The sequence below is a fragment of the Ponticaulis profundi genome (genome assembly GCF_042659465.1).
GTDB lineage: Bacteria > Pseudomonadota > Alphaproteobacteria > Caulobacterales > Hyphomonadaceae > Ponticaulis > Ponticaulis profundi.
On record NZ_JBHSSW010000028.1, the window covers coordinates 163,025 to 188,075 of the forward strand.

At 54.1% G+C, this 25,051-nt stretch carries 28 protein-coding genes; 11 read left to right on the plus strand and 17 right to left on the minus strand.

Annotation, left to right across the window (positions count from 1 at the left end; genetic code table 11):
* Positions 1–132: 132 nt before the first annotated feature.
* Together ACFQDM_RS14540 and ACFQDM_RS14545 are read left to right on the plus strand one after the other, a co-directional pair.
* Positions 133–534 carry a hypothetical protein gene (locus ACFQDM_RS14540; protein ID WP_377380242.1) on the plus strand — a complete coding sequence of 134 codons (402 nt, stop codon included), beginning with the start codon at positions 133–135 and terminating at the stop codon, positions 532–534.
* 208 nt (positions 535–742) lie between these two features.
* Entirely contained in the window at positions 743–1,438 is a 696-nt protein-coding gene (locus tag ACFQDM_RS14545) for a LolA family protein (RefSeq protein ID WP_377380244.1), read from the plus strand.
* 54 nt (positions 1,439–1,492) lie between these two features.
* Here the strand turns inward: ACFQDM_RS14545 and phaR are convergent, their stop codons facing one another.
* Complete coding sequence (gene phaR / locus ACFQDM_RS14550) at positions 1,493–2,134, minus strand: polyhydroxyalkanoate synthesis repressor PhaR (protein WP_377380246.1); 642 nt, start codon at positions 2,132–2,134, stop codon at positions 1,493–1,495.
* Between the two features lie 387 nt (positions 2,135–2,521).
* On the opposite strand from phaR, the gene phbB reads away from it, so the two are divergent.
* Both phbB and ACFQDM_RS14560 read left to right on the plus strand, forming a co-directional pair.
* On the plus strand, positions 2,522–3,247 hold the full coding sequence (phbB, locus tag ACFQDM_RS14555) for an acetoacetyl-CoA reductase (RefSeq protein ID WP_377380248.1): 726 nt from the start codon (positions 2,522–2,524) through the stop codon (positions 3,245–3,247).
* 112 nt (positions 3,248–3,359) lie between these two features.
* Positions 3,360–4,088 carry a DUF4908 domain-containing protein gene (locus tag ACFQDM_RS14560; protein ID WP_377380249.1) on the plus strand — a complete coding sequence of 243 codons (729 nt, stop codon included), beginning with the start codon at positions 3,360–3,362 and terminating at the stop codon, positions 4,086–4,088.
* Here the strand turns inward: ACFQDM_RS14560 and ACFQDM_RS14565 are convergent.
* The 5 genes from ACFQDM_RS14565 to ACFQDM_RS14585 all read right to left on the minus strand — a co-directional run bounded on the left by ACFQDM_RS14565 (position 4,085) and on the right by ACFQDM_RS14585 (position 6,803).
* Positions 4,085–4,408 carry a gamma-butyrobetaine hydroxylase-like domain-containing protein gene (locus ACFQDM_RS14565; protein WP_377380251.1) on the minus strand — a complete coding sequence of 108 codons (324 nt, stop codon included), beginning with the start codon at positions 4,406–4,408 and terminating at the stop codon, positions 4,085–4,087. The two genes, ACFQDM_RS14560 and ACFQDM_RS14565, sit on opposite strands and share 4 nt — an antisense overlap.
* Positions 4,405–4,611, minus strand: a complete 207-nt coding sequence (locus tag ACFQDM_RS14570) for a Trm112 family protein (RefSeq protein ID WP_377380253.1) — start codon at positions 4,609–4,611, stop codon at positions 4,405–4,407. The genes ACFQDM_RS14565 and ACFQDM_RS14570 overlap by 4 nt, the downstream gene beginning before the upstream one ends.
* Entirely contained in the window at positions 4,599–5,258 is a 660-nt protein-coding gene (locus tag ACFQDM_RS14575) for an LON peptidase substrate-binding domain-containing protein (RefSeq protein ID WP_377380255.1), read from the minus strand. Before ACFQDM_RS14575 ends, ACFQDM_RS14570 begins: the two co-directional genes overlap by 13 nt.
* Positions 5,259–5,314: 56 nt before the next feature.
* Positions 5,315–6,211, minus strand: a complete 897-nt coding sequence (trxA, locus tag ACFQDM_RS14580; protein WP_377380257.1) for a thioredoxin — start codon at positions 6,209–6,211, stop codon at positions 5,315–5,317.
* Between the two features lie 91 nt (positions 6,212–6,302).
* A complete protein-coding gene (locus tag ACFQDM_RS14585) occupies positions 6,303–6,803 on the minus strand; it encodes a prolyl-tRNA synthetase associated domain-containing protein (protein ID WP_377380259.1) in 501 nt (166 codons plus the stop codon).
* Between the two features lie 74 nt (positions 6,804–6,877).
* Between ACFQDM_RS14585 and ACFQDM_RS14590 the strand changes: the two genes are divergently transcribed.
* Both ACFQDM_RS14590 and ACFQDM_RS14595 read left to right on the plus strand, forming a co-directional pair.
* Complete coding sequence (locus ACFQDM_RS14590) at positions 6,878–7,621, plus strand: DUF6065 family protein (protein WP_377380260.1); 744 nt, start codon at positions 6,878–6,880, stop codon at positions 7,619–7,621.
* On the plus strand, positions 7,622–8,362 hold the full coding sequence (locus ACFQDM_RS14595) for a thermonuclease family protein (RefSeq protein ID WP_377380262.1): 741 nt from the start codon (positions 7,622–7,624) through the stop codon (positions 8,360–8,362).
* Between the two features lie 3 nt (positions 8,363–8,365).
* On the opposite strand, the gene ACFQDM_RS14600 is transcribed toward ACFQDM_RS14595, so the two are convergent.
* The 6 genes from ACFQDM_RS14600 to ACFQDM_RS14625 all read right to left on the minus strand — a co-directional run bounded on the left by ACFQDM_RS14600 (position 8,366) and on the right by ACFQDM_RS14625 (position 14,599).
* Positions 8,366–9,256 carry an RNA polymerase factor sigma-32 gene (locus tag ACFQDM_RS14600; RefSeq protein ID WP_377380264.1) on the minus strand — a complete coding sequence of 297 codons (891 nt, stop codon included), beginning with the start codon at positions 9,254–9,256 and terminating at the stop codon, positions 8,366–8,368.
* 96 nt (positions 9,257–9,352) lie between these two features.
* Positions 9,353–9,871: a CarD family transcriptional regulator gene (locus ACFQDM_RS14605; RefSeq protein ID WP_377380266.1), complete on the minus strand. Its 519-nt coding sequence runs from the start codon at positions 9,869–9,871 to the stop codon at positions 9,353–9,355.
* A gap of 473 nt (positions 9,872–10,344) precedes the next feature.
* Positions 10,345–10,686 carry a ferredoxin FdxA gene (gene fdxA, locus ACFQDM_RS14610; protein WP_377380267.1) on the minus strand — a complete coding sequence of 114 codons (342 nt, stop codon included), beginning with the start codon at positions 10,684–10,686 and terminating at the stop codon, positions 10,345–10,347.
* A 284-nt stretch (positions 10,687–10,970) separates the two neighbouring features.
* On the minus strand, positions 10,971–11,429 hold the full coding sequence (locus ACFQDM_RS14615) for a tellurite resistance TerB family protein (RefSeq protein ID WP_377380269.1): 459 nt from the start codon (positions 11,427–11,429) through the stop codon (positions 10,971–10,973).
* A 54-nt stretch (positions 11,430–11,483) separates the two neighbouring features.
* Positions 11,484–11,765: an RNA-binding S4 domain-containing protein gene (locus ACFQDM_RS14620; protein WP_377380270.1), complete on the minus strand. Its 282-nt coding sequence runs from the start codon at positions 11,763–11,765 to the stop codon at positions 11,484–11,486.
* Entirely contained in the window at positions 11,762–14,599 is a 2,838-nt protein-coding gene (locus tag ACFQDM_RS14625) for a helicase-related protein (RefSeq protein WP_377380272.1), read from the minus strand. The genes ACFQDM_RS14620 and ACFQDM_RS14625 overlap by 4 nt, the downstream gene beginning before the upstream one ends.
* A gap of 182 nt (positions 14,600–14,781) precedes the next feature.
* On the opposite strand from ACFQDM_RS14625, the gene ACFQDM_RS14630 reads away from it, so the two are divergent.
* Positions 14,782–16,299 (plus strand): S10 family peptidase, encoded by a 1,518-nt coding sequence (locus ACFQDM_RS14630; protein WP_377380274.1) that lies wholly within the window; start codon positions 14,782–14,784, stop codon positions 16,297–16,299.
* A gap of 57 nt (positions 16,300–16,356) precedes the next feature.
* Here ACFQDM_RS14630 and ACFQDM_RS14635 read toward each other — a convergent pair whose 3' ends face one another.
* The gene (locus tag ACFQDM_RS14635; protein WP_377380276.1) at positions 16,357–17,739 is read right to left on the minus strand and encodes an NAD-dependent succinate-semialdehyde dehydrogenase; all 1,383 of its coding nucleotides are present in this window, start codon (positions 17,737–17,739) and stop codon (positions 16,357–16,359) included.
* A gap of 186 nt (positions 17,740–17,925) precedes the next feature.
* On the opposite strand from ACFQDM_RS14635, the gene ACFQDM_RS14640 reads away from it, so the two are divergent.
* On the plus strand, positions 17,926–18,639 hold the full coding sequence (locus ACFQDM_RS14640) for a dienelactone hydrolase family protein (protein ID WP_377380278.1): 714 nt from the start codon (positions 17,926–17,928) through the stop codon (positions 18,637–18,639).
* 90 nt (positions 18,640–18,729) lie between these two features.
* Here the strand turns inward: ACFQDM_RS14640 and ACFQDM_RS14645 are convergent, their stop codons facing one another.
* A complete protein-coding gene (locus ACFQDM_RS14645; protein WP_377380280.1) occupies positions 18,730–19,011 on the minus strand; it encodes a metalloregulator ArsR/SmtB family transcription factor in 282 nt (93 codons plus the stop codon).
* A 108-nt stretch (positions 19,012–19,119) separates the two neighbouring features.
* On the minus strand, positions 19,120–19,695 hold the full coding sequence (locus ACFQDM_RS14650) for a type 1 glutamine amidotransferase domain-containing protein (protein ID WP_377380282.1): 576 nt from the start codon (positions 19,693–19,695) through the stop codon (positions 19,120–19,122).
* Positions 19,696–19,894: 199 nt separating this feature from the next.
* On the opposite strand from ACFQDM_RS14650, the gene typA reads away from it, so the two are divergent.
* Complete coding sequence (gene typA / locus ACFQDM_RS14655) at positions 19,895–21,706, plus strand: translational GTPase TypA (protein WP_377380284.1); 1,812 nt, start codon at positions 19,895–19,897, stop codon at positions 21,704–21,706.
* Between the two features lie 39 nt (positions 21,707–21,745).
* Here typA and ACFQDM_RS14660 read toward each other — a convergent pair whose 3' ends face one another.
* Both ACFQDM_RS14660 and ACFQDM_RS14665 read right to left on the minus strand, forming a co-directional pair.
* Positions 21,746–22,669, minus strand: a complete 924-nt coding sequence (locus ACFQDM_RS14660) for an HNH endonuclease (protein ID WP_377380286.1) — start codon at positions 22,667–22,669, stop codon at positions 21,746–21,748.
* A 78-nt stretch (positions 22,670–22,747) separates the two neighbouring features.
* Positions 22,748–23,854: a hypothetical protein gene (locus tag ACFQDM_RS14665; RefSeq protein WP_377380288.1), complete on the minus strand. Its 1,107-nt coding sequence runs from the start codon at positions 23,852–23,854 to the stop codon at positions 22,748–22,750.
* Positions 23,855–24,123: 269 nt separating this feature from the next.
* On the opposite strand from ACFQDM_RS14665, the gene ACFQDM_RS14670 reads away from it, so the two are divergent.
* A complete protein-coding gene (locus ACFQDM_RS14670) occupies positions 24,124–24,564 on the plus strand; it encodes a GNAT family N-acetyltransferase (RefSeq protein WP_377380290.1) in 441 nt (146 codons plus the stop codon).
* 136 nt (positions 24,565–24,700) lie between these two features.
* Positions 24,701–24,991: a hypothetical protein gene (locus ACFQDM_RS14675; protein ID WP_377380292.1), complete on the plus strand. Its 291-nt coding sequence runs from the start codon at positions 24,701–24,703 to the stop codon at positions 24,989–24,991.
* Positions 24,992–25,051 lie beyond the last annotated feature (60 nt).

The following is a 25,051-nucleotide window of genomic DNA, read 5'->3' on the forward strand; positions in this document are numbered from 1 at the left end:
ATGCCGGGGAGAGAGTTTCAAGCCATTGAAAAATAATAAGAAAAAAGACCATGAAACTGACTATTGCACTTGGTCATATAACTATGATATAGTCCGAATACAGACAAAAATAACAATTTTTGGAGTGCGAAAATGAATATTAAGTCCCTTTGGGATTACGCGCACTTCGGCCAGTTCGAAAGTGACTGGAATGGCCCCGTCCCCGAAGACGCAAATCCTGCTGATACGCTCGTTGAAAAACGTTGCCTGTATGAGAGTCACATCTTTCAGAAGGATGGTGACTGGCGTCTTGTGACGCGTCTTGGTGGCTATTTTGGTCACCTGGCGTTCTACATGATGCTGCCGGTTTACATGCTGATCATTGGTGCCTTTATCACGGGCAGCATGACGGTGCTCGGCTTCCTTCTGTTCGAAGTCTCGTTCATCGTGGTGCTTGGCTGGTTGAACGGTTATGCGGCGCACGAACTCGTGAAACGCGCATATTATCAAGAGGCGAAATTCGGCTGGAAACAGCCCGAGCATATCGCAAACTAATTTAGAAAGGGCAGTCCGTGTGACTGCCCTTTTTGCTATCAGACTTCGCACTCAGATCTGGCGTCTCTCATGAGGCGCCTTTTTCTTTACGCGGTGCTGCTGAAAGCTGAATGCAGGGCAACAAATAGAGGCAAAGCGCCCAACTCTGGCCCTATTCTTGTTACCCGCAGCCATTACATACAATGCGTAAACCACAGAGGAGCCTCTCATGTTTAATCTGACTGAGTGGATCATTTCAGGCGCCATGCTGTTTGCGCCAGCCGCAACCACAGCGGCGCAGAGTAAAACGGTCGAACCCGCGCCGACGGTTCTGGCGCAGGCTGCGACAGAACCGCAGGAGCCGCCCGCGGTCGTGAGTACGCTCAACGTGACCGAAGCTATCGCCAATGCGAACAAGGGGCTCAGCAAGATTGAGACCGCTCAGGGGCGCTTCACACAGATCGACCAGGCAGGACGGTTCAGCCAGGGTGACTTCTATCTTAGCCGCCCGGGCCGCATGCGGTTCGAGTATGATGATCCGGTCCCTCTGCTCATTGTGTCTGATGGTACAACGGTTGCTATTGAAGACAGCGATCTGGAAACGGTCGACCGCGTTCCGCTCGCCTCCACGCCGCTAAATATGCTTTTACGCAGTGAGACAGATCTCGCAGCGCATGCCAATATTCTGGATGTCTCGAAGAAGGGTGGTCTGGTTGCGATCCGCATGTCGGACAAATCCGGCGATGCCGAAGGTGAGCTGGAGCTTTTCTTCGACCCAGCGACCTATGAGCTGCGCCAGTGGGAGAGCATTGATATGAACGGTGCTGTGACGACGGTTCAGCTGATTGATACTGAAACCGGCGTGCGCCTCTTGCCGAGCCTCTTCCGTGTCGAAGACCCAGAAGACGAGGATGACCGCCGCTAATCCCGGCGCTCCAGAGAACAGAAAAAAGCCCGGCAAATGCCGGGCTTTTCCTTGTCAGATGTCGTCTTGTGAGCCGCTGGTCAGCTTGGCCAGCTGTGCCTGCATATCGGCCATTTGTTTGCGCAGGGTATCAAGTGACTCGGTTTCCTGCGGTGTCTCTTTGGCGCTTGGCTTTGCGGCAGTCGACGGGCTGGCGCTCGATGGTGCTGCGTCTTCGCTTTCCGAGCGCGGGCGTGATGGCACACCAGATGTGAAGAGGTTCATGCCGCGTTCGAACATTTCGAAATTCCGGCGCGCCTGTTCCTCGAACAACGCCATCGGGTTCGAGGCCATGCCGTTCGAAACGAGGTCCCGCCAGCGTTCCTGATTCTTGGTGAAATTGTTCATCGCCATATCCAGATAGGTTGGCAGGGCTGATGAAACGCTGTCGCCGTAAAAGCGGATAACCTGTCTCAGGAAGTTCAGAGGCAGTGCATTTCCGCCTTTGTTTTCCTGCTCGAAAATGATCTGAGTCAGAACTGTACGTGTCAGATCTTCACCGGTCTTCGCATCCTGAACGATGAAATCCTTCCCCTGACGAACCAGTTCGCTCAGATGTTCCAGCGTGACGTAGGAGCTGGAAGAGGTGTCATAGAGCCTGCGATTCGCATATTTTTTTATAATGATTGGCTCATCAAGTGTTGATGTGTCCGCCACCGTTTATTGCCTTTTCTGTTCTCGTCTAGAAGGATGGCCTCCCAAGACTTCGTTTTATTTCATCCTAACGAGATTTTGATATTCCCTTTAAACCACATTTTCGCTGCCGCAGCAAAATATCAATTTCCCAGACCAATTCCGGAAAAACCGCATGTATGTGCTGCGCATGCGAATATCCTCTGAAATCAAGGCACCACCAAAGGTGTAGATCCTAAAAGCCCCGCTGTGCTTGCATTTCTGATATCATGCGTCTTAATCGACGTAAGGGAAGCCTGAGGCGACTGCGCGAAAAAATCTGCAATTTCCATCGCATTTTTGTGCAGGAGCGTATAAGAGCTTTCTTGGGTATAGCGCCCTAACATAAAGTACATGCTCGGGGAGAATAGCATGAGTAAAACAGCAATCGTGACCGGTGGTACACGAGGGATTGGACGTGCGATCAGCGAACGTCTGGCAAAAGACGGCTATAAGGTCGCTGCGACCTATGCGGGGAATGATGACGCCGCAAAGCTTTGCGCAGATGAGATCGGTGTCAAATGCTTCAAGTTCGATGTCGGTGATTTCGATGCCTGCGCAGAAGGGATCAAACAGATTGAGGCAGACCTCGGTCCGTGTGAGGTTTTGGTCAACAATGCGGGCATCACCTGGGATGCGCCTTTCCATAAAATGTCCAAGGAAGCCTGGTCGAAAGTGATCAATGTTGATCTCGACTCTGCCTTCAACATGACCCGAAATGTCTGGGAAGGCATGCGCGATCGTGGTTTCGGCCGTGTGATCAATATTTCTTCGATCAATGGTCAGAAAGGTCAGTTCACCCAGGCAAACTATTCGGCGGCGAAGGCAGGTCTGATCGGCTTTACGCGCGCGCTTGCCTATGAGGGCGCCAAAAAGGGCATTACGTCTAATGTGATTGCGCCGGGCTATATCGACACCGAAATGCTGCAGGCGGTGAAGCCTGAAGTGCTCGAAGGCATCATCTCTACCATTCCGGTTGGGCGTCTTGGTAAAGCCGAAGAGATCGCTAGTATGGTTGCTTATCTGGCAAGTGAAGAGGCAGCTTTCGTCAATGGCGCGACCATGACGGTGAACGGCGCACAATATATCGCAAGTTAAACCTATATCAGGTCTTTTCCGGCAATAGCTGTCTTGATCTTTATGATGCCCTATTGCCGCCAAGTTCATTGGTCATACTGAGACGATGAGAAAAGACATCTTTTGGGTGAAATTGCTAAGACTGGCCCCTGCATTGATTGCTGGGGCCATCGCTTTTGCGCCATTGTCTTTAATGGCAGCTTCTGCGCAGGCGCCCACCGAACAGACGCCGCTTTTTGGCGTAAATCCCAACTTTCAGAACGGTACAGCCCGTTATGTGAATCTGGCTGGCGAAGGGTTTACCTTCGAACGTGTCGGCAGTCGTGCCTATATGCAGTTCGATAATGACGAGGAAGTCTGGGCACTGAAGGCGACCGTCGGCCAACGTGGTGACGAATTCCTAAAGAATGATGCAGGTCGTTTGTTCCTGCGCATGACCGAGGTTGGCGGAGTGATTCTTTACCACGCGGATGCGCCGCGTGGTGAGCCTGTCGCGCGTGAGAACGTCAAACCGGCTTCGCTCATTCCTCCGGATACGGAAGAAGCGGGGTTCGAAGGCCGCTTATCGGCGTATCTTACATTGCGTCTCGGCAAGGAAATTTCGGTTCAGGCGCTCCCCGCGGGTGAGGCCGAAACAAAATGGTATCAGGATGCCGCCGGTGTTGTCGCCAAAGCCATGGTCAAAGCCGAAAAGCACACTGATAATGTCCGCCAGGTGCGGATTTTGCGCGGTGATGTGCCGGATTTCAAATTTAATGATGCGGGCGTTCTGACCATTTATGTGGACCCGAAGTCAGGCTATTTTGGGCGCCCATCTTCAGATCGTGTGATCCGATTCCTGATCAACAGGGTCAGCAGCTAGGCTTTGAGGCGCGCGAGCCTGGCTTCAGGCTCCTCGGACAATTCCTTTAGATAAGTCCATGTAAAGAGCCCAGAATCGTGTCCGTCATCGAAGGTGATGCGAACCGCATAGTGTCCGACCGGCGTAGCTTCCAGAATTCCGATCGTCTCTTTTCCGGTTGGAATGGTCGGGCGCTGGCCGCCATGTCCCTGAACTTCGGCAGATGGGCTATCCAGCCGCAGCAATTCAAACGGAATGTCAGCGGTCGTCATATCCTTAAAGACAAGGCGTAATTGTCTGGCCTCGCGCTGAAATCGTAGCTCAGCAATCTTCTGGCTCATGCCTGTGCTTCACTCGGCTCTAGTTCGCGGGCTTCATCAGCCAGCATGACGGGCACGCCATCGCGGATTGGATAAGCGAGACCTGCTTTCTGGGACACGAGCTCCTTGGCGTCGGGATCATAAATCAGCGGGCCACGTGTCACCGGGCAGACCAGAACTTCCAGAAGGCGTGGATCGAGGCCTTGATTATCTACTGAAGCCATGTGGGTTTTCCTCCGTGACCGTCCCGGTCCATATGAAAAAGGGTGATCAGGCTTTCAGCGCGTGACCTTAGATCCGGCGCTTCCAGCAAAGCTTGCTTTTCCATAACGGTAAAAGGGCAGGCTGCGCAAAGTGAATTTATCAATTGTTCGAGCGGTGCATTTTCGGCGGCACGCCAGTCGGCTTGCAAGCGGTTGCGTTCCAGATAGGTTTGCAGGCTGCTCAGTAATTGCTCACGTCCCGGCACCTGCTCCATATCCGGAGCGCTCAGATCTTGTGTGAAAGGCGACCAGTCTGCTTCGGCTTCACGGTATGGACGCTCAAACGGCAATTCCTGCGTAATGCGGAACCTGCAGATGCCTTCAAGTGCGATCAGATATCGTCCATCTTCTGTTTCGGAATAACTGCTGATGCGGCCAAGGCAGCCGACTTGTGCAATATCCGGATGCGCTCGCGGGCCTGTTTCCAGGCTCTGAACCATGCCAATCATGGCATCGCCGGCCATGGCGTCATCCAGCATGTTCAGATAGCGCGGTTCGAATATGTTCAGTGGTAGAAGGCCGCTCGGGAAAAGCAGAACGCCAGCTAACGGGAAAATCGGAAAAGACTTCGGTAGATCGGACGTGCTTTCGTAAATGGATCGGGCCATAGGCCATCCTCCCCGCATGGGTTTGCGTTTCAATCTAGGGGAGGATGCTGTGGGATCTAGGAAAACAGCAGAGAAGACAGGCGGCGACGGCCTTTCTTCGTTACCTCCGCTTTCGGACCAGCTGCTTCAAAGAGTTTCAGCAGCAATTCTTTGGCAGCGCCTTCATTCCAGTCGAGTTCCTTGGACAAAATCTCGAACAGACTGTTGCAGGCGTTATCGTGCTGGTTTGCTGCGAGCTGCGCTTCGGCCAGCTTGAACCAGGCGTCCTTGTCGTCTGGATTGGCTTCTGTCGCGGCCTTGAGTTCAGAGAACTCTTCCGGCTCCGGACTATCTGCCGTCAGTTCCAGTGCTGTCAACACGCCTTTGACTTCCGGATGCGAGCGCATGTCTTCCGGGACCATGTCGAGCGTCTGGCGTGCGCGGTCAGCATCATCATTGGCCAGATAGCAGCGGGCAAGACCGGCAATGGCCGGGATGTTTCTATTATCTTCGCGGATGACGGCAGCATAAATCTGCGCTGCGCCGCCAATATCGCCATTTCGGAACAGCTCACCAGCCTGCTCAACGGCTTCTTCCAACTGTTTCGCGCCGGATGTGCCGGACATCAGTTTGTCAATGAACTGTTTGACCTGAGGTTCGGGTAGGGCACCCATGAAGGCATCGACAGGGCGGCCGTCGACAAAACCGAATACGGCCGGAATGGATCGCACGCCAAGCTGGCCTGCCACACCCTGGTTTTCATCCATGTTGATTTTGACCAGCTTCACCTTGCCGCCGGCCTGTTGGACGACGCGCTCAAGCACAGGTGTTAGCTGTTTACATGGTCCGCACCATGGCGCCCAAAAGTCCACCAGAACCACAGAATCCTTCGAAGCCTCGACGACATCCGTCATGAATGTCTGATCGGTGCTTTCGGTGATCAGATCTGTCGTTGGGTTTGTTCCGAGGTCCATTCATCTCTCCCTTATGGTGCGCGCAGCACCCGGTCTTGCTTTCAGATGGGGCTGAACTTGAAATTGGCAAGTTCACACGCCCAGTTCTCTTTCAAACCAACGCCGAAAAATCAATGACTTCCGGCGTCCTGCCAGTATGAGCCAGAAAGCGATCGAAGTCAGCGCGCCCGATTGTGGTTGTCATGTCGTTTCGCAGCGGATGAAAGTTTAGCGGGTCGCTTTCGGCGAGCGTGCGCTCCAGAATGAAGCGAACATTTTTTGCTGTTTCATTGGCGAGCGCGAAGGCTGTCACTGAACCCGGTGTAACGCCGAGCACCTCTTCCATCAGATCTGCAGGAGCAAAGGACAGGCGCCCGGTCCCGATGACCTTGTGGAGCTTGTTGAGCTTCAGTATTGCGTCGGCATGTGCGGAAATCAGAACGATCTGACCGGCTTTGTCCCGCATGAACAGGTTCTTCGAATGCCCGCCCGGCATGGAGGCCTTGAGGTCGCGTCCCTCTTCAACTGTGAAGGTGGGTGCGTGATGATTTGTCACGACAGGGATGTTCAGTTCCTCAAAAAGAGCAAATAAATCATCTGAATGCATTGTCATGAGCTGCGCCTTGTTCGTGTTCCTAACGAGGTTTAAGACGATCTGAGAGGGATATCGCAAGAGGCGGATAAGGCATGCAGCTCGATTGTTATCGCATTTATGATGTGGCGCCGGAAATTGTGCCGGGCCGTTCACGTCGCGCCTGGATGGATGAGTTCATGGACCGCCATCCTTATCGCTGCCTGCCACTCACGATGGCGAATTCGACTGGCTGGGAAATTCTGTGTCCGATTGATCTTGAGATCGAATGGTCAGGTGAGATGATGGAGGACGCAATTGAGCTGCGCAGCTCGGCGGGGACTGAAGCGGTCCGGTCCTTTGCGGGCAGCCATTTCCGTCATGGGATTGTGACCATGCATACCGGGCATCTGTTTCGTACGCCACCAGGTTGGGCTGTTGCCTGCTCGGCGCCGCCTAACTGGCCGAAGGATGGAATTTCTGGTCTGTCAGGCCTCGTTGAGACTGATTGGTTGCCGTTCCCCTTCACGATGAACTGGCAGATGACGCGACCGGGCATTGTCCGGTTTGAGAAGGACGAGCCGTTCTGCTTCATAACGCTCGTCGAACACCATCGCCTTGAGGATGTGCAGCCAACACTCCGCCAGCTCGATGATCATTCGCAGCTCAAGCATGAGTATGAGGTCTGGCGCGATAGCCGGGCGGACTTCAATACCCGGCTTGCCAGTCGTGAGGCAGAAGCGATGCGCGATCGCTGGCAGCGTCACTATATGCGCGGAAAAACCGCCGGTGGTGATAGTGGTAGTAGCGATCACAAAACAAAACGCCTCCTGAAAATGCCTATCTCCGAAAAAGAATAGGTGCGTGGACTGTCCTGCATATGGGCGGTCTGCTGGCTGTTGGTTGTTTCGGGATGCGGGGCCTCGGATCGAGCAGGCTGGCTCGAGGGCGAGCGTGGATATGTTGTTCGCGTAATGGATGGCGATACATTCGCTCTGAACACCGGGCAGGTCGTCCGGATGGTGAGCATTGAGGCGCCGAGCTTTGCCTATCGTAGTCGGGAAGAAATGCCTTTTGCAGAAGAGGCGAAAGAGGCACTGGAGCACCTCGTTCTGGGGCGTGAGGTCTCCCTGCTTTATCCGGGACTAACGCGGGACCGCTATGACCGTGCGCTCGCTCAGGTCTACGTCCGGCAGGAGCAGGGCGGTGAGATCTGGGTCAATCAGGCCATGGTCCGTTCAGGACATGCCTGGGTTCGGCTTTACCCCGACACCGCAGGCGGAAGTGAAGAGCTCTGGGCAGATGAAGAGGCTGCGCGATTGGAAGAGCGAGGCTTGTGGGCGGGTGATAGCCCGATTGCCGCGATGGGTGATGTTCTTGAGGCGAACCGCTTTGTCATCCTTCAGGATGTCAGCGCACGCCCCACATTGTCGGAGAACATCTGTATTGCGCGGTTGAAGCGTCGCGGCATCAATGTGCAGTTTCCGGCCAGCGAGAATAAATGCCGCAATGGTGAGGGCTCAACGATGGAATATCGCGGCTGGTTCAACGGTGAAACACTTCGTCTGGATTCTGCGGAAAACATCCGCAACGTCCTTTAACGTTCAGATCGAAGGGACGAGCCCGGATTTTTCAGGGTCGCCGACAATGCCAACCAGTGCTTTCTTTAACTTGAGCATAGCGGCCTGTTCAATCTGACGAACCCGTTCTTTTGACAGACCTAACTGCTGGCCCAGTCGTTCGAGGGTAATCGTGTTTTCGGAGAGCCGTCTTTTCTCAATAATCATGATTTCGCGTGGATTGAGGCAAGAGAGCGCTTCGCTGATCCAGGCATGACGCTTCTGGCGGTCGTGTTCGTTCATATAGAGATCTTCAGGCGTGTCGGATTCATCGCGCAGTGTATCCATCCACTCGCCGCTATCGCCATCCTGGGTCATCGGCGCGTTCAGGGAGCGATCGCTGGCCGACATCCGTGCGCTCATATGCTCGACATCGCGTTTGCTGACGTTGAGTTCTGTTGCGATGAAGTCGAGGCTTTCCTGAGAGATTGCAGCTTCGCTTGTGTCATTGATGAGCGCCTTGAGCCTGCGCAGATTGAAGAAAAGGGACTTCTGTGCCGCTGTTGTGCCGGTTCTGACGATGGACCAGTTGCGAAGAACGTAATCCTGAATGGATGATCGGATCCACCAGCAGGCATACGTCGAGAAGCGGACTTCTCTTTCCGGGTCAAAGCGCGATGCAGCGAGCATGAGGCCAACATTGCCTTCCTGGATGAGATCACTCATCGGCAGGCCATAATTGCGGAATTTGGAGGCCATCGATACAACGAGACGAATATATGCAGATGTCAGGTCATGCAGAGCTTTTTCGTCCTGTTCATCACGCCATCGAAGAGCCAGATTCTTCTCGATATCGGATTCGAGTAGCGGCGAACTCATGGCTCGCTTCAGAAATTGCTTTTCTGCAACAGCAGTCTCAACACTGCCAGACACCATGTGCAGACCTCCTTATCGTCTTTGGAGGTCCATACGAAAACGGGATAGAACTGGATCAGTTCTATCCCGCTTCGAAGGCTGAATTTTGAAAGCTGACTATGCGGCTTTCTTCGCCAGAGACACTGTCAGACGCTCCATCGCAGCGTCACGATCAATGTTTTCGACCGCCGCAAGTTCACGCGCCATGCGGTCGAGTGCAGATTCATAGAGCTGGCGCTCAGAATAAGACTGTTCTGGTTGATCTTCTAAACGGTGGAGATCGCGAACAACCTCTGCAATTGAAATCAGGTCGCCTGAGTTGATCTTCGCTTCATACTCTTGGGCGCGTCGGCTCCACATGGTGCGCTTAACGCGTGCGCGGCCGCCCAGAGTTTTCAGGGCATCGTCGACCAGCTTCGTGCCAGCCAGAGCGCGCATGCCGGAATCTGCTGCGCGGGCGGTTGGAACGCGAAGGATCATTTTGTCCTGCTCGAAAGAAACAACGTAGACTTCAAGATCAATTCCAGCGACGGATTCTTTTTCAACACCAGTGATCGTGCCGACACCATGCGCCGGATACACAACATGTTGGCCCACCTCGAACGCTGCACTTTTGTCTTGAGCACGTTTTACCATTGTTATTTTACCTTTCAACGCAACGAAAAGAGCGGCTCAAAACCTCAATCTCATCAACCAAGTGGATGGTTGACGGCGATTAACGATTCTTTAAGGCTTCAAGTCGCGAAACGGGCTTATAGCACAGAAAAGAGCTAAAGAACAGGTTTTGTTGCAAAACCTTCTATTCAGCACCAAGCAGCGAAAGATGCCTTATTCTTTAATATAGAAAAACAGGAAGTCGAGCAGAAAATTTTTACTGTAGATTTGCCTGAATGGCGAAGCGGCTCTTTAATCAGAAATTGGATACTTGGTAATTTTTTTGCGATGCAGGCTAATTGTGAGGTTTTTACAGCCGGGAAACGTTAACGACTGTAGCAGTGACGGATCTGTGTGTCGTGCGTCTGCCTATTAGCAACAGAGGACACAAAAAAGCGCGGCTGTTCCTGATGGGCGCCGCGCTTATCTATATCTTGTTGAAGCTATGTGGGTGATTAGCTTCCGCTACCCGGCTTCGGGCTGAAATACTTCTCGAACTTGCCTTTTTCCTCGGCGAATTTATCGCGATCAGCTGGTGGCTCGCCCATCACAGTGATGTTCGGCCAAACCTCTGCATATTCGGAATTGATCTTCAGCCACTTGCCATCCGGCTCGTCTTCGGTGTCGGGAACAATGGCTTCCACCGGGCATTCGGGCTCACAAACGCCGCAGTCGATACATTCATCAGGGTGAATGACGAGGAAGTTCTCGCCTTCATAAAAGCAATCAACAGGACAGACTTCGACACAGTCCATGTATTTACATTTAATACAGGCGTCGGTGACGATATATGTCATTCAAACTTCTCCGAAACTCAGCGCGTTCGACATGTCGTGCAAGATCACAAATGTCAATGCGGCAGCAGGCCGTGCATGCCGTTTCCTGCCGGCCTGAGCAAACTCGTTGGATGGTCTTATTCGTTGCGCGAATTGAAACCAGGTTAATTTTTGTCGCCAATTGTTCAGCAGATTAAGCACACTGCCTCAACTGAAGAATTCTCCCCGGCAATAGCGCCAAAGGCGGCTGTAAAAAAGGGGGGCTCAGTAAGGCGTGGCCGCAGTTTATCTAAAGAAGGTGACTATTAGGCTTCCGTTTGAGATTTCTCTTCAGCACGTTGACGCGCTTCTGCCCGGTCGCGATCTTCTACATGAAGAAGTGATGCCACATGGCGCACAAAGGCGTCTTCGATCGGGCATTTCTCTCCGTCTGCAAAGGAAACGTAGTAGAGCCCTTCGATGAAACGGATGCAGGCATCTGCTGGCAGCGATTTCACGATCTTGGTATACTGATGGGCGCCAGAAGCGTGTTCGGCCAGGTCTTCGGCATCGCTCAGGATTGAACGTGCTTCGGTTTCATCAATTGCGAAGGTGTTGGTCAGCACGTGAAGGATTCGAGCTTCTTCAATGTCGGCATAAATGCCATCGCTCAACGCTGTTTCAACGAGAAGCGCAGCTGCTGCGACTTTCGGGTCGTCAGTCCGTCCTGTTTCAGCGACATCTTCATCCGGGCGAGACATCAAAGATTTCAGCCAATTCAACATGGTGTGTCCTTATATTTGCCTCAAGCCACCTCAGGCGGACGGTAAGGTCAAGTCTCAGTCTGCATCTTCGTCGAGATAATGTGTCTGCGCTTCGCTGGCTGGTCCTCTGCGTTCCGGCAGGCCCAAAATGCGTACAGTCCGAACCTCACCGGCTTTCCGGAATGTCAGCACATCACCAATCTGAACGCTTGCGCCGGGTTTGTTCGATTTTCGGACCATGCCGGTGCGATCAATGCGAACGCCCTTATCGCTAACAAGCTTTGCCGCTTCGGTACGTGTTTTGAAAAACCGGGCGCGCCAGAGCCAGATGTCCAGGCGCTGATCCGGCTCGCTCAAGCTTTGTCCTCATCCTGAGTTTTCGGCTCAACAGCAGTAGTGTCCTGCGTCGGTGCTTGCGTCTGAGTTTCCGGTGACATGTCAACGGCTGGCGTCGCTGTTGCTTCTTTTGCCTCTTCAGACTTTGCCTCAGGCTTCGGCTTTTTGGCCTTCTTTGGCTTTTTCGACTTAGGCGGTGGCTCTGGTGGCAAGAGGGAAGCGAGCGCAGCGAACGGGTTGTCCGGATCTTTCTTGCGAGCCTCTGCGCGCTCGGCAGCGCGTTGCTGAGGAGGTTTGCTTCCTGGGCCAGCTTTGCCCTGACGAGGCGGACGTTTGCCTCCCTTTCCGTCAGCATGACGCGCGCGTTCGGGACGATTACCTCCCGCTTCGCCCTGTGGGCGTCTTGGGCGTCTTGGGTGGCGTGGTGGGGCTCCTTCCGGGCGTGAGCGGGCCTTGAAGCGCCAGTTCTTTACAGCGCCGGTTTCTGCGTCATGTTCAGCCGGAGCTAATCCATAGGATTTCAGCACTTCCTGAAACGCATCGCCTGGACAGGAAACCACAGACGCGAGCTCTGCTGGAATTTCGAATTGGTTTTTTCCAGCTTCGCGACGACGCTTATCGATTTCCCAGGCAAGGCGCTCTGCCAGATCGGCGCGGATCGCGCGTGGGCCAAAGCGAAGATAACCCTGCGCGTGCAGAGCCTGATCTGACCAGCCAGGTTCGATCGGGAAACTGCCAGCGCCTGCCGGCGCAATCATGGGCTCTTCGCTCGTGAAGACCGAGAAGAGTTTTGCGATGAAAGCCTGTTGGGCCGGTTTGGTGGTTTCCGGCGCATAGGTCGCGACACGTCCGGAGCGAATGCCCCAACCTTTCAACGCTTCGCGTTCTTCCGGCGTCAATCGTGGAGGTGTCTCGTCATCGCGCAGATCGACCGCAGAGCCAGCTTCCAGTACCCGATAGGCCAGACCGCGCGCATTGCCCGGCAGATCCATGGTATTGAGCTGTTTCTTCATCGCCGTCAGAGCAGGCAGCTGCTTCTGTGTGTGTTCTGCCAGCCATTCATCAATGCGGTTTCGTGCGCGATCTCGTGCATCATTCGGCGAGTCTTCTGCGCCGATAAGTTCGGCACGAGGTGACAGCCAGTCATGGCCCTTGGTGAGCCGTGCAACCGGTTGATCGTCAAAAGTGACTTGCGCATAGTCGTTCAGACTGAAGGCGTGCGGCATCGCCGTCGCGATGTCCTGAAGACGTTTTGCGAGAATAGGGCGAAGGGCCTGAAGCGCCGCATTCCGGACAGCTTTCCCCTCGATCGTTTTGGCATCCGTCACGGGCTGAAAGACAAGGCCTTCCAGCTTGCCAACAACGTGGCCTTCGATTGTGATCTCACCGTTATCTCCGAAACCGGCTTCCATTGTGTCTCCAGCGTTCAGGCCGCGCATCAGCGCTGTGGTCCGTTTGTCTACAAATCTCTGCGTCAGTCGCTCGTGGAGGGCATCTGAAAGCAAATCTTCGATTTCGCGCGCCGCGCCGCGCCAGATTTCTGCTTTCTCAACCCAGTCCGAGCGGTTAGCGGCATACGTCCAGGTTCTGATCGCGGCAAGTCTGTTTTGCAAGACATCGAGGTCTCCCTCGGTCGCGCGAAGCTTGGAAAGCTCTTTTTCCATCCAGTCACACGACAGGCGCGCATCCGGATCAGCAAGCTCGTCGAACAGGGATTGAACGACCCGCAAATGGCCATCCGGTCCCGAACGACGAAAGTCCGGGAGACAGCATAAATCCCAAAGTCGTTTCACGCGAGATGCTGATGTTGTTTTTTCACGGACGTCATGATCTTCGGCAAGACGGCGCAAGGTCAGTTCGTCCAGTGCGTCACTCGTTTGGCGCAGAATGCGCTCAGGGCTCGGCCTGGAAAGCGTGAGCAAAAGATTGTCGATCGAGCGATAGTCGAGATCGTAATTTCGCCATTGAAGCGATGTTAGCGGTTCAAAGTTGTGAGCTTCGATACGCCGGACCATGTCTTCATCAAAAGGCGGACAATCACCTGTTTCGCCAAAAGTGCCGTCTGTGCGGAAGCGGCCTGCGCGACCTGCAATCTGGCCGGCTTCTGCCGAGGTCAGTTGCCTGCGGCGACGTCCATCAAATTTAGCGCGGCTTGCGAAGGCGATGTGTTCGACATCAAGATTCAGCCCCATGCCGATGGCGTCAGTGGCGACCAGATAGTCAACCTCGCCGGACTGATAAAGGTCCACCTGCGCGTTGCGGGTTCGGGGCGACAGCGCGCCCATAACGACCGCAGATCCGCCCCTCTGGCGCTTCAGAAGCTCGGCGATCGCGTAAACTTCTTCTGCCGAAAACGCCACGATAGCAGAGCGCTTGGGAAGTTTGGTCGCCTTCATGGGGCCGACATATGTTAGCTCGGAAAAACGCTCCCGATGGTCAGTTGAGACATCCAGGCCGAGCTCTATCAGGGCACGTCGCATGGTTTCAGAACCAAGCAGAAGTGTTTCCGAATTTCCGCGTGCATGCAAAATGCGATGCGTAAAGACGTGCCCGCGATCCGGGTCTGCGGCCAGCTGAATCTCGTCGATTGCCATGAAGTCCACTTCCTGCGAGAGTGGCATGGCTTCGACGGTCGCGATGAAATAGCGGGCTTTTTCTGGCCAGATACGCTCTTCGCCCGTGACCAGGGCAACGGCAGCTTCCCCTTTTTGGGCGACGACTTTTTCGTAAATCTCGCGTGCCAGAAGGCGCAAGGGCAGCCCGATCATGCCGGACCGGTGCGCCATCATGCGCTCGAGGGCGTAGTGTGTTTTGCCGGTATTGGTCGGGCCGAGGACGGCAATCAGATTGCCCATTGGAAACTGGCTTTCTCTGGGGGTTCAGTTCTGCGCCAAGCCCTAGCGAGGTCATGGAAGATCGGCAAGACCCGCAGTGATATTACTGGTGAGGCGGGGCTTCTCATGTTCAGCGTCTTGACCCAGGCGCAGATGAGGGCGCAGGTAAACAATATCGAATAACAGCAAGCGGGCTATGCATGATGAAAAACTGGATGAAGACCCTTGGAGCAGCGCTGGCGGTTGCGTCGCTGTCTGCTGGCGCTTTCGCTCAGGATGCTGGCAAGAAGGATGAGATAGCAGGACCAGAGGCGGGTGATCCTGCACGCTTTGAGACGTCTGATACCGCCCGGGTGAATGGTGAGTCTATCAGCTATGACGTGGTCGCCGGAGAGACGTTCCTGCTGAATGACAAAGATCAGCCAAATGCGTCTGTTTTTTCCTTTTCGTATCTGAAGAAGAATGTTGCCGATCCGTCTCAGCGACCGGTCATGTTCGTCTTTAATGGTGGGCCGGGGTCTGCGTCTCTATGGCTTCATATGGGCGTTATCGGCCCAAAGCGTGTCGATGTGGCAACGGACAGTCCGACCGATGACGGGGCACCGCCTTATCCTGTGATCAACAATGAGTATTCCTTGCTGGATGTCGCCGATCTTGTGTTCATCGACCCGGTCGGAACCGGTTATTCGCGCCCGCTAGAGGATGGCAAAGGGGAAGACCATTGGGGCGTTGATGAAGATGCCGCATCGGTTGGTCGCTTTATTCGTCGCTGGCTGACAGAGAACGAACGTTGGGCCAGCCCGAAATATCTGGCGGGAGAAAGCTATGGTACGACCCGCGCCGCTGCGCTCGTATCCGAACTGAATGACCGGTATAATGATGTCGCTTTCAACGGTGTGATCCTGATTTCGGCAATACTTGACTTTGAAGCGGCGCGCGGTGCGCTTGGTTATGCTGGATTGATGCCGACACAGGCTGCGATCGCCTGGTATCACAACCGCGTCGATCGGTCGGCCTGGAATAACGATTTCGATGCCTTCATTGCCGATGCGCGCGCGTTTGCGTCTGATGAACTCGTGCCAGCGCTGATCAAGGGGCAGGGGCTTTCTGCGGATGAAGAAGCGGCCGTTGTCAGCGAGTTTGCATCCTTTACAGGGGTGTCTGAAGACTATGCTGATCGCGCCAATCTGCGTGTCGGCGTTGGGCGTTATATGAAAGAATTACTGCGCGACCAGGGGCTGACGGTTGGTCGGTATGATGGTCGCTATACCGGTGAAGAAGAAGACGGCGTTGGTGAAACGGCTGAAGCTGACCCATCAGGCTATGCGATGGACGCAGCGTTCACGGCCGCTATGAACGACTATATGACGCGCCAACTTGGTGTGAAAATGGATCGTGACTATACGGTCCTGTCCTATGACGTGAACATGAAATGGAAGAGCGTCGACGGTGGCGGTTCCGGTGGTCCTGGGTACACGAATGTAGTGCCGGGTCTTGCGCGTGGCATGCGTGAGAACAAGGATATGCGGGTCATGTTGGCCTCAGGCTATTATGACCAGGCAACGCCCTTCTATGCGGCCGAGCTGAGCCTTCAGGCGCCGGGCGTGCCAATGGATCGTGTGGTCAAAACCTATTATCCGGCCGGTCACATGATGTATCTCGATCTTGGATCACTTGAGCAGTTGAGCGAAGACATGCGCGCCTTCGTTCAGGGTGAGTGAAATCGATTGTTGATCAAAAAAAGCCCGGCGAACTTGCCGGGCTTTTCTTTAAGATTTTTATGCGGCCATGACGCAAACTGATTTGGCGTTGACGAATTCCTTCATGCCAAATCCACCATGTTCGCGGCCATATCCGGAATTTTTGACGCCGCCGAACGGCATGCTCGGCGTCGCAAGGCCAAAGCCGTTAATGAACACCATGCCGGTGTCGAAATGCGTTTTGGCCATCGCCTTTGCCTTCTCTACATCGCGCGAGAAGATACCACCTCCAAGTCCGAAGCGGCTGTCATTGGCAATGCGCATCGCGTCTTCATCATTCTTTGCGCGGATCACAGAGGCCACCGGACCGAAAAGCTCATCGTCATAGGCTGGCTGACCGGCGCTGACGTCTGTGAGCACGGTGGCTGGGTAATAGAAGCCCGGCTTTTCTGGGATGTCTCCACCGCAGAGCACTTTTGCGCCCTTTTCAACACTCTTCTGGACCTGATCATGCAGTGTATCGCGAAGGTCTGCGCGGGCCATAGGGCCGATATCGACGCCATCCTCCATTGGATCGCCAATCTTCAGATCCTTCATGGCAGCGACAAACTTGGAGACGAACTCGTCGTACACCTCATTCACGACAACAAATCGTTTAGCGGCAACACAGGTCTCACCATTGTTGTAAATCCGGCCCTGGACCGAGGTTTCGACGGCCAGATCGATATCGGCGTCTGAAAGAACGAGGTAGGCGTCGTTGGAACCCAGCTCGAGAACGGTTTTCTTCAGCACGCGGCCAGCCTGTTCGGCAATTTTGCGGCCTGCGTCTGAGGAGCCGGTCAGTGTCACACCGCGTACAAGATCATGTTCGATGACTTTCTCGGACTGGTCATGCGTAATACGCAGCACACTGAAGAGGTTCTGAGGCAATCCTGCCTTTAGATAGATATCCTGCAATTTGAGACCTGATCCGGTGACGGATTCGGCGTGTTTCAGAAGTACGCCATTGCCAGCCATCAGGTTGGCGATCGAGTAACGGATGACCTGATAAGCTGGGAAGTTCCACGGTTGGATGCCGTAAATGACCCCGATGGGCGCATACTCGATTTCGCCTTTCGCGCCGTTCTGAATGTCACGGGCTTCACCTTCGAGTTCTTTCGGTCCGTTTTCTGCTGTGTACTGGCAAATACCGACACACAGATCGATTTCTTCCTCGGCCTGGCTGTAGAGTTTCCCCATTTCCTTGACCATGAGTTCGGACAGCTCGGCCTTGGCATCGCTGAGTGCTTCGCCGATCTTTCCGATTAATTCAGCGCGCTCTTTGAGGGGGCGCTCGCGCCATTCCAGAAATGCTTCATGGCATGCGTTGATCGCGGCCTTCATCTGGTCGTCACTCATCATTTCATAAGTTGTGAGCTGGCTGCCATCAGCCGGATTGATGGTTTCGATTTCGGTCTTCATGTCATTCTCTCGTTTTCTCGTGTTCAACGAGGACTCAACGAGAGGAGGAAACGTCATGTTCCATTCACTTTGTGCATGGCTCTTCACGTTTGCGTTTACCGAAGCTGGGGGCTTTCGCCATTGAAACACCCTCAAGGCCGGTCTAACTGAGAGGTGAGGAATTTTTGCCAGAGGGAGGCACACAACATGGCCACGCGTACCGTTGAATATTCAGATTCCGAGAAAACCTATGAAGGCTATCTCGCTCTTCCGGGCGAAGCCGCACCGATCGGCCTGGTGGTGGTTGGCCATGCATGGGGTGGACTGTCCGATCACGAGAGAGAAGTTTGTGATCGACTGTCTGGTCTCGGCTATGCAGCCTTTGCCTACGACATTTATGGCAAGGGCGAGCGCGGTGAAACGACTGAGGAATGTCAGGCGTTGATGAACCCGCTGGCATCCGATCGCGCAAAGCTTCAGAGCCGCCTGGCAACGTCGATTGCGACCGCGCAAAAAGAAACCGGAATTGGTAAGGAAAAGACGGTCGGCATCGGTTATTGCTTCGGCGGTCTGTGTGCGCTTGACGAGGCGCGTGCCGGATTGGATGTCGTTGGTGTGGCGTCGTTCCACGGCCTGTTCATGGCTGCTGATAATCTCCCTGATGACACAGAGATCACGGCGAAGGTTCTGATTTTGCACGGGTATGATGACCCGATGGCTGACCCGGAAGCCATGGTTGGCGTCTGCAATGAAATGACGAAGAAGAAAGCGGACTGGCAATTGGTGGCTTATGGCAACACCATGCACGCTTTCACAAACAAGGGTGCAAATGATCCCGATTTCGGAACTGTGTACAGCCCGTCGGCAGATGCGCGTAGCTGGACGGAACTCGGAAATTTCCTGAAGGAAGTCATTGGCTAAGCCGTGACGCAAATGATACTATTTCGAAGGCGTTGCTTGCGGGTAACGCCTTTTTTGTATGGCTGGGAGGCCTGAAAACCGGTGTGGGGTTCAGCCTGCTTTTGATGTCGCCTTGGTCTGACCAATCAGTTCAAGCAGACACGAGCCGATCTGTTCAATCTTTGATGGATTCAGATGATAAAGGATGGTCGTGCCGCGACGTTCAGTCGTCACCAGCTGTGCTTCTTTTAGCACGCTGAGATGGTTCGATATGGTCGGCCAGCTTACGCTGAAGGCCTCCGTCAGGTCGCCAGACGATTTTGCGTCTGTTTTAAGCAAGCCAAGAATCTGGCGGCGAATGGGGTGAGACAGAGCTTTAAACGCATCAGACATGATATAATTCGCAACCTGAAAAATTAGAAATTCAGCAAAATAAAAGAAGGGGCGCCGAGAGGCGCCCCCCGATTGAGAGGTCGTTGTCGACAGGTGATGGACCCGCGCTCATGCGGCGACGGATTGACGTTGGCCATCGTGTTTGCCTTCACAAATCTCTTCGACGATCTTGTCGTTGAACTGACTCAGATCGTCAGGCTTGCGGGACGTTACAAGACCCTTGTCCACCACAACCGGTGAATCTGTTACCTTTGCGCCAGCATTTTTCAGGTCCTGCTGCACCGATTCAATCGACGTCACATGGCGACCATTGACCAGGTTTGCTGAAATCAGGACCTGTGGCCCGTGACAGATCGCAAAGACCGGCTTTTTCTGCTCGAAGAAGGCCGATGTGAAATCGAGCGCTGCCTGGTTTGTGCGAAGCGCATCCGGACTGAACAGTCCGCCAGGTATCAACAGCGCGTCATAATCTTCTGCTTTTGCGTCGTCGAGCGATGTATCAACATCGAAATAGTCGCCGAGGTCGCGGTGGTTATTGCCCTGAATGCGTCCGTTTTCCGGCGATACAATAAAGGCCTGACCCCCAGCGTTTTGAATCGCGTCCTTTGGCGATGTCAGCTCGATTTGCTCGAAGCCGTTTGTGGCGAGGATGGCAAGTTTCTTGCCTTCTGCTCGTTTACTCATGGGGTACTCCTTTCGTTTGATGGCGTTGCAGTCGCAGCGCCGTCACCCGCAATAACGAAGCAAATCGCTCAAGTGTTCCGACATAAATGAGACGACATTCGCATGAATTCAGCTTCCAGTCGGATCAGCCATAGCCAAGCGGGACATTTTCGCTTATGTGCGGCGCAACTTATCTCCCCACACGCAAGGCTCTGACATCATGTCCATGCGAAATATCGCAATCATTGCGCACGTCGACCACGGCAAGACGACCCTGGTTGATGAACTGCTGAAACAGTCCGGCACGTTCCGCGAAAACGAAGCAACATCTGACCGGATGATGGATTCCAACGATCTGGAAAAAGAGCGTGGCATCACCATTCTGGCGAAAACGACATCTGTCGAATGGAATGGTCACCGGATCAACATTGTGGACACGCCAGGCCACGCCGACTTCGGCGGCGAAGTTGAGCGCATTCTGCACATGGTGGATGGTTGTATTGTTCTGGTCGACGCGGCTGAAGGTCCGATGCCACAGACGAAATTCGTCGTTCAGAAAGCTCTGAAAGTTGGCTTGCGTCCAATCGTGGCGCTGAACAAGATCGACAAGCCAGAGCGTCGTCCGGACGAAGTTGTCAATGAAGTCTTCGACCTGTTCGCCAATCTGGACGCTGACGATGAGCAGCTTGATTTCCCGATCCTGTACGGATCGGCGAAGAATGGCTGGATGAGCGACGATTATGAAAATCCAAGCGACAATATGGACAAGCTGTTCCAGCTCGTCATGGATCACGTTCCGGAGCCGCGTGTCTCCGAAGGTCCATTCAAATTGCTGGCCACCACAATTTCCGCTGATAATTTCCTCGGTCGTATTCTCACAGGGCGCGTTGAATCCGGTTCGGTCAAACCGAACATGGCGATCAAGGCTCTCTCCCGTGATGGCAAAACGGTTGAGCAGGGACGGATTTCGAAGGTGCTTGCTTTCCGTGGACTCGAGCGCACCCCGATCGAAGAAGGCGTTGCGGGTGACATCGTTTCGATCTCTGGTCTGACCAAGGCAACCGTTGCTGACACGATCTGCGCGCTGGATGTGGACGAGCCGATGCAAGCTCAGCCGATTGATCCGCCGACCATCGCCATGACGTTCCGCGTGAACGACTCGCCGCTGGCCGGTACGGAAGGCTCCAAAGTGACGTCCCGCATGATCTGGGACCGCCTTTTGAAAGAGGCCGAAGGTAACGTCGCTCTGAAAGTGACCCGCTCTACGGAGGCTGAGGCCTTTGAAGTGGCTGGCCGCGGCGAGCTTCAGCTTTCGGTTCTGATTGAAACCATGCGCCGTGAAGGCTTTGAGCTGGGTGTGTCCCGTCCTCAGGTTGTCTTCAAGGAAGATGAGAACGGCAACAAGCTGGAGCCGGTCGAAGAAGTCGTGATCGACGTCGATGATGAGCACTCCGGCGCTGTGGTTCAGAAGCTTTCTGAGCGTAAGGCAGACATGGTCGAGATGCGCCCTTCCGGTGTTGGTCGTACACGTCTTGTCTTCCACGCGCCAACACGGGGTCTGATCGGTTACCAAGGCGAGCTGCTGTCCGATACGCGTGGCACGGCCATCATGAACCGCGTCTTCTTTGAGTATCAGCCTCACAAGGGCAAGATCACGGGCCGTCACACAGGCGTTCTGATCGCGATGGAGCAGGGCGATGCGGTTGCATTTGCGCTGTGGAACCTTGAGGATCGCGGCAAGATCATGATCGATCCGGGCGAGAAGGTTTACGGCGGCATGATCGTCGGTGAGCACTCACGCGACAACGACCTGGAAGTGAACGTTCTGAAGGGTAAGAAGCTCTCTAACGTCCGTGCATCCGGTACCGATGAAGCCGTGCGTTTGACGCCGCCAATGAAGCTCACGCTCGAGCGTGCGCTGGCCTATATTCAGGATGATGAACTGGTTGAAGTCACGCCGGAGAACATTCGCCTGCGCAAGGTCTATCTCGATCCGAACGAGCGTAAGCGCATGAAGAAAAAAGAAGGCTAACAGGCTTTCAAGGCGGGCTTCGGCCCGCCTTTTTTATTGCTAAGCAGCAAAACCGAAGTGTTCTCTATGCCAAGCAATAAACGCTGGATGCGGTTGATGTTCTGGTCGCTTTGGTCGGATCAACTTACCAGTTGGATTGATGATACGCCGCACTTCATCAGAATTGTTCACCTTCCTTGAAATAAGAATCTCATCATTTGCCGCGATTGAGATGAGGCCGCGGTCAAACATCCAATGCACGGTGCCTGAAAGTGCTAAACCGTTTTCGATAGTGTCTGGTCCCTGGTGAGCAACTGGCTTGATATGCGCGCCTTCGACTTCAGCGCGTCCTCCGCCATTTACGAACTGCCAGCCCGTGACAGCACAACGCTTCTCGTACGCTAACAGGACAGAGCCTCTGAACCGAACGTCCCGAACCTTGCGGTTCACAAGTTCTGAGATCGTCTGTCGCTCGAAATCCAATTCGAATTCAGCGGCGGCCTCGGACAAACCGTGGGGGACATCGTTTGTTGGGTCGTAACGTGGCAGTTCGATCTCGATTTCTCGCCAGCCGCGGGCTAGAATTTCGCGGAATGCCTCGAACGGGATATGGCGCACGGCATTCTGGGAAACGCCAGAATTTGCCTTTCCGTCTCGCCCTTGAAGGGAGGGCTCCAAAAAGCGGCCATCTATTTGTCTTGGCACCGCGCTGGCGAAACTCGCGTAAGTGTTGGGCGTGTAGTACGCATAAAAGTGCTCATCCAGCTTTTGATCGCGGGCAATGCTATCAATTCTTGCCGCAGCATAGTAAGCGCCGCGCCCATCTTTGCTAAAGCCGTTGTCTTTCACGGGCGCAAAGAACACGACCCAATCACCGACAGTTTGCTCCATGCGGCGCAAATAGCGCTTTGGAAAATGATAGGAGATACCGGGCTGATCATCATAGTCAGATTGCGATCCCTGAACCAAAACCGCATTCACCATCTCTGATGTCCTCTTCCGCCCGACAATCAACCTACGAAAGAATGTGGAGCTGTAAAGTCCCACGATGCGATGAAAGTACTACTCCACAGGGCGGGGTGCGGTAGACCAGGCAATGGCTTTTTTCAACAGACCGACGGTCGTCTTGCCCGGATCGCTTCCGCTGCTAAGAAACTGATAGAAGCGACCTCCCTGGGGCTGATAGAGCATAACCAGTTCTGTTTCGTCGGGCATGGCAAGCAATGCGTCACGCGCCTCAGCAGGCAGGGTGAACCGGCTTTCGCCAAGAAAGCCGCCTTCGTCTTCGCGGCTGGTTTTTGTAAAGTTAAAGCCCTCTTGTCCGCTCGGTTTGATCTGTAGCGTATCAACGCTTCCGGAGAGAGTTGCCTTCCACTCGCCCGACCGGTTGATTTTCATGCTGCCGTGATTGCTGAAGGTTCCGTTAGCTCTGAGATTGAGCACAACTGTTTCGCCGTTTGGAGAGTCGTCCGTGCGATATGCTACCAACTGGTAATAGTCTGAGAAGAAATCCGACATTTCGGCCCGGTTTCGCCAGGTCCCAAATGGCGTTGCTTCATCGCTGATCGCGGACTGCCGGTAGGTGTAGCCCGAGACTCCTTGCAGGATTTTCGACACGCCTTCCGTTGAGCATCCGGTGGTGATGTCGGCAACGATGGAATCGCGCATTTGTTCGTACATGGGTTTGAAGCTCGAGGCTGCGTATTTTGGGTCGATCGCGGCTTTCGCTGCGCTCATCTCCTGGCGGGTGATCGGGGTCTGGCTGTGCTCGAAGGTTTTACAGCTCTCAATCTCGGCCGGCATGGAGGCAGGCGCTGCAATAACGGCGTCTGCCATGACCTGCGCAATATCGATATTGCCCCACAGCCCTTCATTGCCTTCGCGGGGGAGGCAGCTCCCGCCCATGGCCTCAACTTCGCTGATGAGCTGACTGCGCGTGCTCTTAACCGCGTCGCCGCCAAACTGTTGGGACAGAAGTTGCGACACTGTATCGTTCAGATAGTCGAGCGCTCTGGACTGTCCGTAGGTCAGCACTTCGCAGCGCTCATCAACCGCTTTTGCAATCGTTGAAGCCTTGAAAATCTGCACCTGCGGGCTGTCCTGTGCCTGCGCGAATTGGAAAAAAATCGCGCAGCTGACGAAGGCTGCTCCCTTGATCATTTTAGGCATGCAAACAGGTTCTCCACTACTGAGCAAAACTGCAGTCCAGGGTCGCAAGTTTAGGTGCTTATCTATTTGTTTTGCAAACAGGTTTTATAAGAAATCAGCTGCCTAAGGCTATTGCCAATCAATTCGGTTCGCCTCCCCGGTTTGGGGGAAGGTGTCGTGCGATATGCTGTGAAATTATTTCTCAAAAGGCGCTCTGCTTGCCTTAACGACACCCCGTAAAGGCCCTTTTCGAAACAGTTTTCCTGTCATATCGTCCATTTATGGCACTTATGGCCCACTCCTCGGCCGGTTGGGAAATCAGGCCCCATTCGCGCAATGACCGTGCAGCGATTGAGCGTGTTTTTCTGGACTGCCACACTGAGCTGCCTTGGCGAACGGAGCCGGGGCCGGATCTCAACACATTGCGTTATGCGCTGAAATACTCCTCGGTTCTTGTCGCTCATGAGAAAGATGCGGGGGTCATCGGGTTTATCGTTTTCCTGACAGAGCGTTGTTATGTCTCCCATCTGTTCGTGGATATGAACTGGCGCTTTTGCGGTGTGGCGCGTGGTCTTCTGGATGTGGGGCGGACCTTGTCGTCCGGACCTTTACAGGTTGATCTTGATACGCAGAACACAGGTGCGCTCGCCGCATATGCTGCCATGGGATGGACAGAAACCGTTTCGGGTGGACCAAACCTTGGCATTCAATGGCGTTTGACGGGCCCATAAACGAAGCCGGATAAGCGTCAGTAACCAGAAAATCAGTCAAAGCCTGACTTGATTGGTTGTTTTACATCTCAGATGTTGCATAGAAGTGGATCGGTTCGGTTGCGCGCGAAATGTGCGCTCAAATTCCGGGGAAAGCATGCCAGTATATCGCGTGATGATGAGAGGCGAGCATTTTGCGCTTCATCTGAATGGTCGTTGGAAGCTGTTTGGCTTTCACACCTCACGTGAGGTTGAGGCGGAAACCATGGAAGAGGCTGAGCAGATGGCTGTGCGTATGGTCATGCGTGACAAGCCCTGGGCCGATACTCGGCCGCGTGCTGGTTTTCCGACGCCCCGCATCTATCCCGAATTTATCTATCGAATGGAAGAACCGAGTTTTGAGGATGAAGGCTATGCCTTTTTCCCGATGAATAAGGCACACGCCTGATCAGTCCCCGGTAAATCGGTATTCGATTGCGCTCCGAGCTTGACCCGGCATGCGAACAAA